Source organism: Serratia sp. Z4 (assembly GCF_009900725.1).
Taxonomy (GTDB): Bacteria; Pseudomonadota; Gammaproteobacteria; order Enterobacterales; family Enterobacteriaceae; genus Serratia; species Serratia nematodiphila.
On record NZ_JAAABD010000001.1, the window covers coordinates 631,733 to 647,095 of the forward strand.

Consider the following 15,363-nt stretch of genomic DNA (forward strand, 5'->3'; position numbering starts at 1 on the left):
GAGATAAGGCCGAAGTCGGTTTTGTGAGAGTCGAAATATGCCAAAGGTAGGAATGCAGCCAATCAGAAGGCAGCAGTTGATTGATGCCACGCTCGCCGCGGTAAACGAAGTGGGAATGCATGACGCCACCATCGCGCAGATCGCGCGGCGCGCCGGCGTTTCCAACGGCATCATCAGCCATTATTTCAAGGACAAGAACGGCCTGCTGGAAGCCACGATGCGCTATCTGATCAGCCACCTGGGCGAGGCGGTGAAGCTGCGGCTGCAGGCGCTGACCGATAACAGCCCGGCGGCGCGGCTGCAGGCGATCGTCGCCGGCAACTTCGACGACAGCCAGATCAACAGCGCGGCGATGAAGACCTGGCTGGCCTTTTGGGCCAGCAGCCTGCACCAGCCGCAGCTCAACCGGCTGCAACAGGTGAACGGCCGCCGGCTTTATTCCAACCTGTGCGCCGAGTTTCGCCGCGTCATGCCGCAGCCGCAGGCGCGGTTGGCGGCCAAGGGGCTGGCGGCGCTGATCGATGGGCTGTGGCTGCGCAGCGCGCTGCGCGGCTCCGCGTTCAATCAGGCGCAGGCGCTGGCGCTCACGACCGAATACATCACGTTCCAACTCCGGGGGCAGACGCCGCCCGGAGGATAACTCAAGGAGATCCTATGTCCCGTTTTGGCTTGCAGAAGCTCTATATTCATGGCGCCTATGTAGACAGCACCGCTGGAAAAACCTTCAACGCCATTAACCCGGCGAACGGCGAAATTCTGGCTGAAGTCCAGTCCGCCGGCGCTGAAGACGTCGATCGTGCGGTGGCCAGCGCGGCCAGCGGGCAGAAGGTGTGGGCGGCGATGACGGCGATGGCACGTTCGCGCATCCTGCGTCGCGCGGTGGATATTCTGCGCGAGCGCAACGATGAGCTGGCGGCGCTGGAAACGCTGGATACTGGCAAAGCGATGTCGGAAACCACCGCGGTGGACATCGTCACCGGCGCCGACGTGCTGGAGTATTACGCCGGCCTGATCCCGGCCATTGAAGGCGAACAGATCCCGCTGCGCGATACCTCGTTCGTCTACACCCGCCGCGAACCGCTGGGCGTGGTGGCCGGCATCGGCGCCTGGAACTACCCGATTCAGATCGCGCTGTGGAAGTCCGCGCCGGCGCTGGCGGCGGGCAACGCGATGATCTTCAAGCCAAGCGAAGTCACGTCATTGACGGCGCTGAAGCTGGCGGAAATCTACACCGAAGCCGGCCTGCCGGACGGCGTGTTCAACGTGGTGACCGGCAGCGGGGCGGAAGTGGGGCAATACCTGACCGACCATCCGGGCATTGCCAAAGTCTCTTTCACCGGCGGGGTGAAAACCGGCAAGAAGGTGATGGCCAACGCGTCGGGTTCGACGCTGAAGGAAGTCACCATGGAACTGGGCGGCAAGTCGCCGCTGATTATCTTCGACGACGCCGATCTGGATCGCGCCGCCGATATCGCCATGATGGCCAACTTCTACAGTTCCGGCCAGGTGTGCACCAACGGCACCCGCGTCTTTGTGCCGGCGGCGCTGCAGGCGCAGTTTGAGGCGAAAATTCTCGAGCGCGTGAAGCGCATTCGCCTCGGCGATCCGACCGATCCGCAAACCAACTTCGGGCCGCTGGTCAGCTTTGCGCACATGGAATCGGTGCTGCGCTTTATCGAGAGCGGCAAGAACAGCGGCGCGCGCCTGCTGTGCGGCGGCGAACGCGTCACCCACGGTGAGTTCGGCAAGGGCGCTTACGTGGCGCCGACGGTATTCAGCGACTGCCGCGACGACATGGAAATCGTGCGCGAAGAGATCTTCGGGCCGGTGATGAGCATTCTCAGCTACCAGAGCGAAGAGGAAGTGGTGCGCCGTGCCAACGACACCACCTTCGGCCTGGCCGCGGGCGTGGTGACCCACGATCTGGCCCGCGCGCACCGCGTGATCCACCAGCTGGAAGCTGGCATTTGCTGGATCAACACCTGGGGCGAGTCGGCGGCGGAAATGCCGGTCGGTGGCTACAAGCAGTCCGGCGTCGGCCGCGAAAACGGCCTGACCACGCTGGAGCACTACACCCAGATCAAATCGGTGCAGGTTGAGCTGGGCGATTACGCCTCGGTATTTTAACTATCCCCGTCGTCTTTCGAGCCGCAGCCGGGTTGGCTGCGGCCGACACTCCCCGAGAGCCAAATACACCGCCTGTTGCGGATCCGCGTTTCGCGTTTTCGTCTCATGCAGGCCAATAAAGTAAGGAGATAATGAATGGAATTTGACTACATCATTATCGGTGCCGGTTCCGCCGGCAACGTGTTAGCCACCCGATTGACCGAAGACGCCGACGTCAGCGTCCTGCTGCTGGAAGCCGGCGGCCCGGATTACCGGATGGATTTCCGTACCCAGATGCCGGCCGCGCTGGCGTTTCCGCTGCAGGGCCGCCGCTATAACTGGGCGTATGAAACCGATCCTGAGCCGCACATGAACAACCGCCGGATGGAATGCGGCCGCGGCAAAGGGCTGGGCGGTTCATCCCTGATCAACGGCATGTGTTACATTCGCGGCAACGCGATGGATTTCGACAACTGGGCCAAGGCGCCGGGTCTGGAAGACTGGACCTATCTGGACTGCCTGCCGTATTTCCGTAAGGCGGAAACGCGCGATATCGGCCCGAACGATTACCACGGTGGTGAGGGCCCGGTGAGCGTCACCACGCCGAAGGCCGGTAACAACGAACTGTTCCACGCCATGGTGGAAGCCGGCGTGCAGGCGGGTTACCCGCGCACTGACGATCTGAACGGTTACCAACAAGAAGGCTTCGGCCCGATGGATCGCACCGTGACGCCGAAGGGACGCCGCGCCAGCACCGCCCGCGGTTATCTGGATCAGGCGCGTTCCCGGCCGAACCTGAAGATCGTCACCCATGCGCTGACCGACCATATCGTGTTCGACGGCAAGCGCGCAGTGGGCGTCAACTATCTGCAGGGCGACAGCAATCAGCTGACCCATGCCAAAGCGCGCCGCGAAGTGCTGCTGTGCGCCGGCGCCATCGCCTCGCCGCAAATTCTGCAGCGTTCGGGCGTCGGCCCGGCGGCGCTGCTGAAAAGTCTGGACATCAACGTGGTGCACGATCTGCCGGGGGTAGGGGAAAACCTGCAGGACCACCTGGAGATGTACCTGCAGTACGCCTGCAAGAAACCGGTGTCGCTGTACCCGGCGTTGCAATGGTTCAATCAGCCGAAGATCGGCGCGGAATGGCTGTTCAACGGCACCGGCGTCGGCGCCAGCAACCAGTTCGAGGCCGGCGGTTTCATCCGCAGCCGCGCAGAGTTCGCCTGGCCGAACATTCAGTATCACTTCCTGCCGGTGGCGATTAACTATAACGGCAGCAACGCGGTGAAAGAGCATGGCTTCCAGGCCCACGTCGGTTCGATGCGTTCGCCGAGCCGCGGCCGGGTGCAGGTGAAGTCGAAGGATCCGCGCCAGCACCCGAGCATTCTGTTCAACTACATGTCGACCGAACAGGATTGGCAGGAGTTCCGCGACGCTATCCGCATCACGCGCGAAATCATGGCGCAGCCGGCCCTGGACGAATACCGCGGCCGCGAGATCAGCCCAGGGCCGGAGGTGCAGACCGACGAGCAGCTGGACGCCTTCGTGCGCGAGCACGCCGAAACCGCCTTCCACCCGTCCTGCTCGTGCAAGATGGGCGAAGACGAGATGGCGGTGGTTGACGGCCAGGGCCGGGTGCACGGCATGGAAGGATTGCGGGTGGTGGATGCGTCGATTATGCCGCTGATCATCACCGGCAACCTGAACGCCACCACCATCATGATCGCCGAAAAGATCGCCGACCGCATTCGCCAGCGCGCGCCGCTGCCGCGCAGCACCGCCGACTACTACGTCGCCGGCGATGCGCCGGTGCGCAAGCAGTAACCGACACGCCCTCTCGCCGTTGAGGGGGAGGGCCGCCGTAGCAAGCAACCCCTCTCCATATGCTCTTCCCCAAGGCGAGGGGGCAACTCTCTTTTATCCCTTATCCCATCATGCCGCCGGCAGCGAGATCGCCTGATCGAAACTGGTGGGCGTCGCCATGCGCCACATGCGGGCGTAGAACTCGCTTTTGATCTCCGGCTGCAGCAGCGCGCCCGGCTCCAGATAGTAATAGATATCGGCGTACACCTTGATCTCGGTCGGCGTGATGCGGCGCAGCATATGGTGCGAGGTCAGCTGCTCCGGGCGGCTGACGCCGGCCGCCGCCAGCATGTCTGCCAGCGCTTTCACCGTATTCTGATGGAAGTGGTAGACGCGTTCCGCCTTGTTCGGTACCACCAGCGCCTTTTGCCGCAGCGGATCTTGCGTCGCTACGCCGGTCGGGCAGTGGTTGGTGTGGCAGCTTTGCGACTGGATGCAGCCGACGGCGAACATAAAGCCGCGCGCCGAATTCACCCAGTCGGCGCCGAGCACCAGCACGCTGGCGATGTCAAAGGCGCTGATGATCTTGCCGCTGGCGCCAATCTTGATTTGGTCGCGCAGGCCGCAGCCCACCAGCGTGTTATGCACGAACAGCAGCCCTTCGCGCAGCGGCATGCCCATATAGTTGGAGAGTTCGAGCGGCGCGGCGCCGGTGCCGCCCTCCTTGCCGTCCACCACGATGAAGTCCGGCAGAATGCGGGTGTGCAGCATCGCCTTGACGATGGCGACGAACTCCCACGGGTGGCCGATGCACAGCTTGAAACCGACCGGTTTGCCGCCTGACAGCTCGCGCAGCTGTTGGATGAACTGCATCATTTCCAGCGGGGTGGTGAAGGCGCTGTGCGAGGCCGGCGAGATGCAATCCACGCCTTCCGGCACGCCGCGGGTGGCGGCGATTTCCGCATCTACCTTCTTCGCCGGCAGAATGCCGCCGTGGCCCGGCTTGGCGCCCTGGCTGAGCTTGATTTCAATCATTTTCACCTGCGGGCTTTGCGCCTGTTCGGCAAAGCGGCGCGGATCGAAATGGCCGTCGGCGGTGCGACAGCCGAAATAGCCGCTGCCCAGCTCCCACACCAGGTCGCCGTTGTTTTCGCGGTGATAGCGGCTGATGCTGCCCTCACCGGTGTCGTGGTAGAAGTTACCCTTGGCCGCGCCGAGGTTGAGCGCGCGGATGGCGTTGGCGGAGAGTGCGCCGAAGCTCATGGCCGAAATGTTGAAGATCGACGCGGAGTAGGGCTGGCGGCAGTCGGCGCCGCCGATGGTGATGCGGAAACTGGTTGGGTCGGCGGCTTCCACCGGCCGCATGGAGTGGCCGATGCACTCATAGCCGGTTTGATACACGTCCAGCAGGGTGCCGAACGGTTTGTCACCCATCTCGTTTTTCGCCCGGCGATACACCAGCGTGCGCTGGGTGCGCGAAAACGGGATCTCTTCATTATCCTGCTCGAGGAAATACTGGCGCAGTTCCGGACGGATGAACTCGAAGAAGAAGCGCAGGCGGCCGATGATCGGGTAGTTGCGGCAGATGGCGTGGCGCTGCTGCGTGAGATCGTAGATACCCAGCACCATCAGGCAACCGCAGGCCAGGGCCGGCAGCCAGAACCAGGGATGGTTGTGCATCATGATCAAGAAAACCAGGGTGAGCAAGATGCTCAGCACAAAGCAGGTATAGCGGCTGAATAAGGACGACTTCATAACATCTCCTGATGTTTATTTTAATCCACACGACATGACTCACGGATAATCCGTGTGCAAATCGTAACCAACAGGAGAGGATGTTGTGTGTCTGTTGCTGCTTTGTCGCCGGTTGTTACATTAATTTAACCTGGCGGAAGGGAGGGGTTGCCGCGCGGCGTGCCGCGCAACAAGCCAAGATGTTTATTTGCCGGCGACGAAGATGGTGCTCATGCTGCGCAGCCGCAGCTTTTTCATCGCGCTGTATTTTTGCGAGAAGATGGTTTTCGGGTGCGTGCCGCGTTTTTCCGCGATATGCAGCAGGCTGTCGCCGCGCAGCAGATTGAAGATCACGTCGCTTTCCGCCGGGCTGAGCTCGCGGGTTTTCTGCACCCGGATACCGCCCGGTTCTTTGCTTTCCAGCAGCCGCTGGATTTTTTCCTGCAGCGAATAAAGCGGAATGCGGGTAGAGACCAATTCAACGGAAATCCCCAGGATCGACAGCAGTTTCACTACGCGCTCGTCGTCATAGAACACCAGCAGGCGCGTCTTGCTGTTGTACTGCTGGTGCAGGGACACCAGGCTTTCGATCACGTTGACGCTCTGTTCCAGGTTTTGCGAGGTGAAAATCAGCGCGATATCGTGCTTGGTGATCTTTTCCGCTTTGGCGCCGCCGTGCATGAAATCGGAAAACAGGCGGATATCGTACGCGCCGTAATGTTTCTTCAGCAGCACCGACAGGCCAACATAGCTGTACTTACACTCACTAATCACAAGAACGTTGTTTTTAGACATAGGGCAAACACCAATACCGAGTTAAAAGTATTCAGCTGTAAGAAGCGAGTTCAAATCCTTGATGCTGGATTCCTTCCACAGCTTTCCCTGCAGTGCGTAATATGGCATTTCATCCAGCCATTTCTTGTGTTCGGGAGTTTCAACTCCTTCGATAATTACCTTGTAATGATTAAGGTAAAAGAAGCGCAGTAACGCGCGCATCAAGCCCTCGCCGCCGGACTTTTTCATAAAGTCCCAGAGCAGAAAACGATCGAGCTTAACGAAGCGGAACTGGCTGTTGTACAACGCGGAAAAACCCGCATAGCCAGAACCAAAATCATCGAGCCAAAATGAATAACTATTCAATGACGGATCGCCGTGCACGCGATCTTTCACCAGCCGGGTTGAATTCTCGCTGATCTCAAAATGAATACAGCGCAGGGCATTAATTCTCTCGGCAAAGTGACTATTCGCCAGCGATTGCAGGGAATAATCGTCAACATTCAAAGTGGCTATCACTTGGTTTTCATGAAACCAGTGTTTGTATTTATCGATCAGATTGATCTGATCCATCAAAATCTCAATCCGGGTGGCGCTGTCGGCGTGACGAAAGAACTGTTCAGGAGAAAAATGGGCATATTCGCTATTAAACGTAAAGCGAGACAGACATTCAACGGCCAGCAATTGTCCCGACTTCGCGAACATTGGCTGAAAAACATAATTAATGCCGTTATTTTTCTCTCTGAAAGAACCGCTCATTTCCCAATCCTTGGATTGATATTTAACTTGTTGATTTTAAATGATTAAAAAGAAAGTTACTCCAGGTTTATTGGTAAATTTCTTATTTAAAGCGTCAGGATGGCCGAAACGTGTCGACAGACCATTAAACGCGTAATTCGTGCCAAAGTCCAAACGTCGCAATCTGTTACTAAATGTAAATATTCGGGATAATATTCTGATTTTCAGGCCTTAACGCAAAATCTTGAACTCTGCAGCTTTCCCAAACACAGATTATTCCTATTCATATGAATCGTCAACATCGATCGATAGGTATCCGCCGATAGTTTATTCCTATCAAGAGGGGGCTTATGAATGTTTTAAACGATTTAACATTAAGAATATGCTTAGTCTATATTTCGTCCGGCAATGAGTTCATCGAGGCAACGCTCCTTTTCAGCAAGGGAGTGCTATCGCTGAGTGTATGCTCAGTGGCGGCAATATATATATAAGCCCGCCACTGAATCGATTATTTTATTGTTCTATGGAGCTGGAAATGAAAAAAGTATTATTGCCTTTGGCTGCCCTGGTATTGTCTGCAACTGCTTCCAACGCAATGGCAGCAAACGGCAACGTTAAATTCACCGGTGAAATTGTACAGTCCACCTGTAAAGTTGTTGATAAAGACCAGAATAAAGAAGTTTACCTGGGTAAATATCCTACCACCGCTTTCCCAACTGCCGGTTCTACCAGCGGTGCTAAAGCTTTCGATATCAGCCTGGAGAAATGTGAAGCGGGTAACTACACCCTGCGTTTCGACGGTAACACCCCAGCTGGCCACCCAGAGCTGTTGGCTGTAACTGGCGGCGCGACTGGCGTTGGCGTTGAAATTCTGGATAACAACGGTTCTACTCTGCCAATCTCTCAGGAAGTGGCTACCCCAGCTACCGTAACTGTTGCTGCTGATGGCGATAACCCAGGTGCTGCGACTTTCAACCTGCGCGCTCGTTACAAATCCTTCCAGGATCTGGTAACTGCCGGTCAGGCAAACTCTAACGCTACCTTCACCATCGAATACAAATAATTCGCTGGCAGGATAGATAGAGTTATTGGCCAAGGATGGCTAAATTTTGAGAGTTGAGACATTCCGATGAAAAAAATTCTGACTGGTATTTTATTCGCATTCTCTGTTAATGCCTTTGCCGGCATTCAGGTTGATGCGACGCGTGTCATCTATAACAGCGCAAGTAAATCCGCATCGCTCTCAATCAGCAATGACAGCGACGATACCTACATGGTGCAAACCTGGCTGGATACTGGCGATGCAAGCCAGATGCCTAAGAATTTGCCGATCGTGGTGACGCCACCCATTTTGAAGCTGGCTGCCAAGAAAGACGCCATTTTGCGTTTTATCTATTCCGGCAGCGGTTTGCCGCAGGACAGAGAATCTCTGCTCTGGGTCAACGTACAGGAAATTCCGCCAACGCCTAAGCAAGATAACGTGCTGCAGGTGGCGATCCGTACTCGTATCAAACTGTTCTATCGCCCGGATTCGTTGAAAACCAACCTGCAACAGCAGGCGGAAGCGCTGAAGTGGAAGCGCCAGGGCGGCAATTTAGTCGTGACTAACGATGGCCCGCTGTTTGTCACGCTGGGCGTGTTGAACCTGAAGAGCGGCGGCAAGAGCTGGAAAGTGAACGCCGACATGGTCAAGCCACACGACAGCCTGCGTATTTCCCTGCCTCAGGGGGCGCAATCAGCCAACAATATGTCGTTTACCTATATCAACGACTATGGCGGTCACACCGAGATTAAAAACGTCGCACTGAATTGATTTGAAGCACTTCAAGGAATGAAAGAAATGGCACACAAAAGAATAACAACCCTCGCGCCAAAACGTTTGGTGAAGCTGATTAATGGTGTAATTTATTTTTCTGCTGTGCCTTTTTCATTCTCACATATGGCCATGGCGGAGGAGCAGTTCAACACCTCCTTCATCCATGGCGATGACAATATCGCCCAGGTGGCGTCGTTGGCCAGCGGGGATGACATTCTGCCGGGTAAATATCCGTTTGATATCTATCTCAACGGGCAGCGTATCGATCACCGCGAAATCGAGTTCAAGAAAGAATCCAAAGACTCTCCGGTAGCGCCGTGCCTGACGGCCGCGGACTATCAGGATTACGGCGTAAAGCTGCCCGGCGATCTGACCACCGCCGGTGCCGCGCAATGCTACGCATTGCCACAACAGATCTCCGGCGCCAAGCTGAGCTATGACGCCGCCGTACAGCGTATGGATCTGGAAGTGCCGCAGGTGTTTCTGATCCCACGCCCGCAAGGTGCCATTTCGCCGAAAGTTTACGATCGCGGCATCAATGCCGGCTTTGTTAACTATAACTTTAGCGGCACTCATAACCGCTACGGCAACAATCAGAACGACAAGACTTCCGACTATTACTTCCTGAGCCTTAACAATGGCCTCAATATTGGCGATTGGCGCCTGCGCAACAACTCGACGTTGAACCAACAGTCGGGCGCCGGTACGCATTGGAAGAACATTTCCAGCTGGGCGGAAACGGACATCGTTTCTCTGCGCAGCCGTCTGGTGATCGGCCAGACCAACACCAATAACAATGTTTTCGACAGCATTCAGTTCCGCGGTGTGCAGATGTCCAGCGCCGACGACATGCTGCCGGAAAGCCAGCGCGGCTATGCGCCGGTGGTGCGCGGTGTGGCGACGACCAACGCGCGCGTTGAAGTGCGTCAGAACGGCTATACCATTTACAGCACCAACGTGCCGCCAGGGCCGTTTGCACTGACGGACATTTTCCCAAGCACCCTGAGTGGTAACCTGGACGTGACGGTGATCGAAGCCAACGGTTCGAGAACCTCTTTCGTCGTGCCGTTCTCCTCGGTGCCGAACATGCTGCGCGAAGGGATTTGGAACTATCAGCTGACCGCCGGTAAATACCACGACGGCACCAGCCGCTATCAGCCCAAGTTTGTCCAAGGCACCTTGTCGCACGGTATGGCGTATGACATCACTCCTTACGGTGGCGTGCTGGTGGCGGAAAACTACCGTTCAGCGGTCGTAGGCCTCGGTAAAAACCTGGGGAACTGGGGGGCTGTCTCTTTTGATATGTCCTATTCCGACACCAACCTGGTGAACGGCGATGACAAGCAGGGGGAGAGTTTCCGTTTCCTGTATTCCAAGTCGCTCAACGATTGGGGGACGGAATTCCGCATTGCCGGTTACCGTTACTCGACCTCCGGCTATTATGATTTCTCCGATGCGGTTGCCGAGCGCGAACGCTATGAGAACGGTTATTACCGTAACGATTACTACGATCAAAACGATCGCAACCTGGGCGTGCCGGACTGGGCGGAATCTCGCCGTCGCAGCTATTACACCAGCCGTTTCAACAACAAACGCCAGCGCGTTGAGCTGTCTGTCAACCAGCGCATCGCCGGTAATTCGACGCTGTACGCCAACCTCAGCAACCAGTCTTACTGGGGCGGATCCGGTGAAGACCGTACCGTACAAACCGGTTTTAACAGCAGCTATAAAAATATCAGCTATGGCGTCTTTTATCAGGACAGCCGCAGCAACTACGGCTATAAAGACCGCAGCGTCAACCTGACCGTATCGATTCCGTTCAGCTTCTTCAGCAAGGATTCGTCGGACATGACCGCCAGCTTCAACGCCGGCCACAGCAAGCAGAGCGGCAACACCTACAGCGCCGGCCTGAGTGGCACCGCGCTGGATGACAACCGCTTGAACTATGCGGTGCAAAGCGGTCATGATCGTTATTCGGGCCAAACCAGCTCGGCCAACGTCGGTTATCAGGGCAGCATGGGGACCATCAATGCCGGTTATAGCTACAGCAAAGATTATCAGCAGTCTTCGTTGGGCGTGGCGGGTGGTATCGTCGCACACTCCGGCGGCGTGACGTTGACCCAGCCGCTGCAGAATACGTTTGTGCTGGTGGAAGCCAAAGACGCCAAGGGCGTTCGTATCGAAAACCAACCGGGCGTCGCCATCGACCGCTTCGGTTACGCGGTGATGACCTCTGCGTCGCCATACCGCCATAACCGTGTGGCGCTGCGCACCGAAGATATCGGCAACGGCCTGGATATCCCGATGGCGGCAAGAGACGTGGTGCCGACTTACGGCGCAATCACCCGCGTGAAGTTTGAAACGCACACGGGCCAAAGCCTGTTGGTACACAGCAAGATGGCCGACGGCAGCGTACCGCCGATTGGCGCCAACGTCTTCAGTGCGGACGGCAAGAACAACGGTACTGTCGGTACCAACGGCGATATTTATATCTCAGGTGCCTCCGCAGGGGATCGTCTGCTGGTGAAATGGGGCAACGACGCGGGCGAAAGCTGCTCACTGGTGGTGCCGGAATTGAAAGCGGCGACCGAACAGTTGATGGGTTATCAGGAACTTTCGCTGACCTGCGGAAAACCGTAAAAGGAAAGGATATGTCTTCTTTGTTAAAGCATAAGAATCTCGGGTTGGCGGCTGGGCTGCTGGTCACGCTGGGCGCGTTTTCGCAGAGCAGCTATGCGTTGTCGTGTAAGCAGAACGGCAGCATTCGCCAGGATATCGTGCTGGATAAAGCCATCAAGGTGTCGACCGCCAATACCGCGCCGGGCGCGTTGCTGTGGCGTTCGCAGACCTTTACTTCCGTTTTTCAGTGCTCGGATACGGATGGTATGCCGCAAGGTGAAAACGCCTACTTATATTGGGATCCTCAGGCTCGCATGAGTCAGATCCATAACTCGATCGAAGTGGGTGTCACTTATCAGGGGATCGATGTTAAACCGACTAAGGGCGCACGCCAGGACGTGGGGCCCGGCACGGAATGCCGTCGTTCGGGCAGCCGCTGCCTGTCTCCGGCCAGACCGCTGACGGTTACCGTGTCGTATGCTGTCTATATCAAAGCGACCGGCAAGGCGCCGCCGGCCGGCGGCAAGATCAACGATAACAACTCGTACTCGGTGTTCCAGGTTGATGGCGTCGGCGGCTTGAACAGCCGTCCGAACAGCAACTTTAACGCCTACATTTCCGGGCTGGGCAATATTCAGTTTATTTCCTGCAACCCGAAAATCACCGTGGTGGCCAACAACGGTTCGACGGTGAATTTCGGCACTATCCCGCGTCAGAATGCGGTGGTGGGCAAAATCGAGAAACAGGTGCCATTCTCGGTTGCCGCCAATATGTCCGATCCGACGACCGGACAGGACTGCCAGGGGGAGACGCTGCAGGCCAGCTTCAGCAGCACTTATCCGCTGCAGGATAACAGCGTGATCCTGCCGACCAGCGACAGCGGCTTCGGTATTTTGATCTCGCAGGCGGCGACGCCAAATACGCCGATCATGATGAACAGCCCGGTCGATCTGGGCCTGGTCAACGGCACCATCGTTGAAAAGAACTTTATGGCCAGCCTGAAATGGTTGAGCACCAACCCGAAGGTAGGGCCGTTCAGCGCATCGGCGAATATTGACGTCACCTTCAAATAATTCGGTGTCTCGTCAATAGAGAAAGGGTTCAGTTCTCGCGAACTGAACCCTTTTTTGTGCCTTATACCGCGCTGATTAACGCAGCCCCATCCAGCTGGTGCAAACGCCTTCCGGCGGCTTGCCGGCGTACCAGCGGGGCAGCGTGGGGGCATCGTGGCGCGGTTCGGCCTGCATTTCTATCGGCTGCGCCGGCCATTCTGCGACGTCCCAGCGGGTGGTGCGGCGATAGACCGCCGGGGTTTTGCCGAACTGTTTCTTGAAGGCACGCGAGAACGAAGGCTGAGAGTCGAAATGGTATTGCAGGGCGATATCCAGGATCGGTCGTGGAGTGGAGCGCAGCGCCTGCGCCGCCTGCGAAAGACGCCGCTCGCGGATATAGCTGCCGAGCGCGTGGCCGGTGGTGCTGCGGAACATGCGCTGCAGGTGCCATTTGGAGTAGCCCGACTTGGCGGCGACGTTGTCCAGCAGCAGCGGCTGATCCAGATGAGTTTCAATCCAGTCTAGTAAATCGTGAATGATATTGACGCGATCCATGGTTTTAGTTCTCCCGCAAAAACGACATTCAGGTCACAGTGACTTAGCTTAATTATCCAAGAATATGCTTTGATAATAGGCGTGACTACGCCGTTACGCAAGGGTAAGCCGGGGATAAAAAGGTGGCCAAAAATGCTCTTTGAACGGCAGGGGAATAAAAGAAAGGCCGCATAAAGCGGCCTTTTCAGTAGGAAGTGACGGAAAATCAGTTAGTTTCCGGTTTCACTTCAATGTAGTTCAGACCCAGCACGCTGCTGGTGTAACCGCGGATCTTGTTGGTCATCTCGATATCGCCGTTCAGCTTGTGGCCGTAGGACGGGATGATCTCTTTCAGCTTGCTCTGCCATTCCGGCGTCGCCACTTTGTCTTTGAACACGGTTTCCATCAGGTGCAGCATGATTGGCGCAGCGGTGGAAGCGCCCGGCGAAGCGCCCAGCAGAGCGGCGATGCTGCCGTCTTCAGAGCTGACGACTTCGGTGCCGAACTGCAGCACGCCGCCTTTATCCGCGTCTTTCTTGATGATCTGTACGCGCTGGCCTGCGGTCCACAGCTTCCAGTCTTCCTGCTTGGCGTCCGGGAAGTACTCTTTCAATGCGGCGAAGCGATCGTCGTCGTTCATCATCAGCTGGCCGACCAGGTATTTCACCAGATCGAAGTTATCCAGACCGACGTGGGTCATCGGCATCAGGTTCGAGGTGCTCAGCGAGTGCAGCAGATCAAACAGCGAACCGTTCTTCAGGAACTTGCTGGAGAAGGTGGCGAACGGCCCGAACAGCAGCACGCGCTTGCCGTCCAGCATGCGGGTATCCAGGTGAGGCACGGACATCGGCGGCGAACCTACGCTGGCCAGGCCATACACTTTGGCCAGGTGCTGGTTGGCGATCTCCGGGTTGGTCGTGACCAAGAACTGGCCGCCGACCGGGAAGCCGCCGTAACCGTCGGCCTCAGGGATGCCGGATTTCTGCAGCAGGGTCAGGGACGCGCCGCCTGCGCCGATGAACACGAACTTGGCGTTAACGGTGGTTTCTTTACCGTCGCGGTTCAGATCGGCAACGGTTACGCTCCAGGTCTGGTCGGCGTTGCGCTTGATGTCGCGCACTTCGTGGCTCAGGTTCAGCTTGAACTTGTCGCTGGCGCTCAGTGCGTCAACCAGCTGGTGGGTGATCACGCCGAAGTTAACGTCGGTGCCCAGCGGCATGCGGGTCGCGGCGATTTTCTGCGCCGGATCGCGGCCGTTCATCACCAGTGGCGCCCACTGTTTGATTTGCGCAGGGTCTTCGGAGTATTCCATGCCGCGGAACAGGGTGCTGTGCTGCAGCGCCGCGTAGCGTTTACGCAGGAAGTTGACGTTGTCGTCGCCCCACACGAAGCTCATGTGCGGCACGCTGTTAATGAAAGATTTCGGATCTTTCAGGACATTGTTTTTCACCTGATAAGACCAGAACTGACGGGAGATTTCGAAAGACTCGTTGACCTTCACCGCCTTGCTGATGTCGATGGTGCCATCGGCTTTTTCCGGCGTGTAGTTCATTTCGCTGAAGGCGGAGTGGCCGGTACCGGCGTTGTTCCAGCCGTTGGAGCTCTCTTCCGCCACGCCGTTCATGCGCTCGTACATGTCGATGGTCCAGGTCGGCTCCAGCTCATGCAGATAGGTACCCAAGGTGGCGCTCATGATGCCGCCGCCGATCAACACCACGTCGACGGTTTTATTCTTCTCTTCAGCCGCCGCCTGTTGCGTAACGCCAAACAGGCTGAGACTGAAAATCAGGACGAGTAATTTTCTCATTGAATTAAATCTCTTGTGTGTAAATTCTACTCATTGCAGGTGAAAGAATTTAGCGGGAGTTACCCTGGAAATAATGAAGCCGACCGCCCGGCGTGAGCCGATAGGCAGCAATAATGCCTTTTTGTTAATAGGGTTTTTAACGAAAAGTGAACTATTGCAGGCCGTCCGGGTGCAAATTGATCGGTTCACGTTACTGGCGGGGTATTATTGTTTGCGAGAATGTTAAAAACTACTTTTGTAACTAAAAAAAATGAATATAAGCAAAAATAGGCCGGTTGCTGTCGTAGTAATAAACAAAGAGGGAAGAAAGGTCGTATAACCGCGTTATTTTCGGGGGTTAATTGTCGCGCAATTAAACGTTATTTCGTTATCACACAATA

At 56.6% G+C, this 15,363-nt stretch carries 12 protein-coding genes; 7 read left to right on the top strand and 5 right to left on the bottom strand.

The annotated features are described in order from the left end of the window. The first annotated feature begins 37 nt into the window (after positions 1–37). The 3 genes from betI to betA all read left to right on the top strand — a co-directional run bounded on the left by betI (position 38) and on the right by betA (position 3,930). On the top strand, positions 38–640 hold the full coding sequence (betI, locus tag GT753_RS03170; protein ID WP_004939107.1) for a transcriptional regulator BetI: 603 nt from the start codon (positions 38–40) through the stop codon (positions 638–640). 14 nt (positions 641–654) lie between these two features. Next, on the top strand, positions 655–2,127 hold the full coding sequence (gene betB / locus GT753_RS03175) for a betaine-aldehyde dehydrogenase (protein ID WP_021504279.1): 1,473 nt from the start codon (positions 655–657) through the stop codon (positions 2,125–2,127). Positions 2,128–2,262: 135 nt separating this feature from the next. Beyond that, positions 2,263–3,930, top strand: a complete 1,668-nt coding sequence (gene betA / locus GT753_RS03180) for a choline dehydrogenase (protein ID WP_015377181.1) — start codon at positions 2,263–2,265, stop codon at positions 3,928–3,930. A gap of 108 nt (positions 3,931–4,038) precedes the next feature. On the opposite strand, the gene GT753_RS03185 is transcribed toward betA, so the two are convergent. The 3 genes from GT753_RS03185 to GT753_RS03195 form a co-directional block, all read right to left on the bottom strand. Then, the gene (locus GT753_RS03185; protein ID WP_015377182.1) at positions 4,039–5,664 is read right to left on the bottom strand and encodes an FMN-binding glutamate synthase family protein; all 1,626 of its coding nucleotides are present in this window, start codon (positions 5,662–5,664) and stop codon (positions 4,039–4,041) included. A gap of 183 nt (positions 5,665–5,847) precedes the next feature. Continuing rightward, complete coding sequence (locus tag GT753_RS03190; RefSeq protein ID WP_004939094.1) at positions 5,848–6,438, bottom strand: LuxR family transcriptional regulator; 591 nt, start codon at positions 6,436–6,438, stop codon at positions 5,848–5,850. A gap of 21 nt (positions 6,439–6,459) precedes the next feature. Further along, on the bottom strand, positions 6,460–7,176 hold the full coding sequence (locus GT753_RS03195; protein WP_004939091.1) for an EAL domain-containing protein: 717 nt from the start codon (positions 7,174–7,176) through the stop codon (positions 6,460–6,462). Positions 7,177–7,690: 514 nt separating this feature from the next. On the opposite strand from GT753_RS03195, the gene GT753_RS03200 reads away from it, so the two are divergent. The 4 genes from GT753_RS03200 to GT753_RS03215 all read left to right on the top strand — a co-directional run bounded on the left by GT753_RS03200 (position 7,691) and on the right by GT753_RS03215 (position 12,663). Continuing rightward, positions 7,691–8,218, top strand: coding sequence for a fimbrial protein (locus GT753_RS03200; protein ID WP_004939088.1), 528 nt, complete (start codon positions 7,691–7,693; stop codon positions 8,216–8,218). A 66-nt stretch (positions 8,219–8,284) separates the two neighbouring features. Further along, on the top strand, positions 8,285–8,968 hold the full coding sequence (locus GT753_RS03205; protein WP_004939085.1) for a molecular chaperone: 684 nt from the start codon (positions 8,285–8,287) through the stop codon (positions 8,966–8,968). 27 nt (positions 8,969–8,995) lie between these two features. Then, the gene (locus tag GT753_RS03210; protein WP_033633736.1) at positions 8,996–11,611 is read left to right on the top strand and encodes a fimbria/pilus outer membrane usher protein; all 2,616 of its coding nucleotides are present in this window, start codon (positions 8,996–8,998) and stop codon (positions 11,609–11,611) included. Positions 11,612–11,622: 11 nt separating this feature from the next. Further along, positions 11,623–12,663 carry a fimbrial protein gene (locus GT753_RS03215; RefSeq protein ID WP_048322570.1) on the top strand — a complete coding sequence of 347 codons (1,041 nt, stop codon included), beginning with the start codon at positions 11,623–11,625 and terminating at the stop codon, positions 12,661–12,663. Between the two features lie 75 nt (positions 12,664–12,738). Here GT753_RS03215 and GT753_RS03220 read toward each other — a convergent pair whose 3' ends face one another. Then, the gene (locus GT753_RS03220) at positions 12,739–13,197 is read right to left on the bottom strand and encodes a helix-turn-helix domain-containing protein (protein WP_004939075.1); all 459 of its coding nucleotides are present in this window, start codon (positions 13,195–13,197) and stop codon (positions 12,739–12,741) included. A 205-nt stretch (positions 13,198–13,402) separates the two neighbouring features. Further along, entirely contained in the window at positions 13,403–14,983 is a 1,581-nt protein-coding gene (locus GT753_RS03225) for a malate:quinone oxidoreductase (protein WP_015377186.1), read from the bottom strand. Positions 14,984–15,363 lie beyond the last annotated feature (380 nt).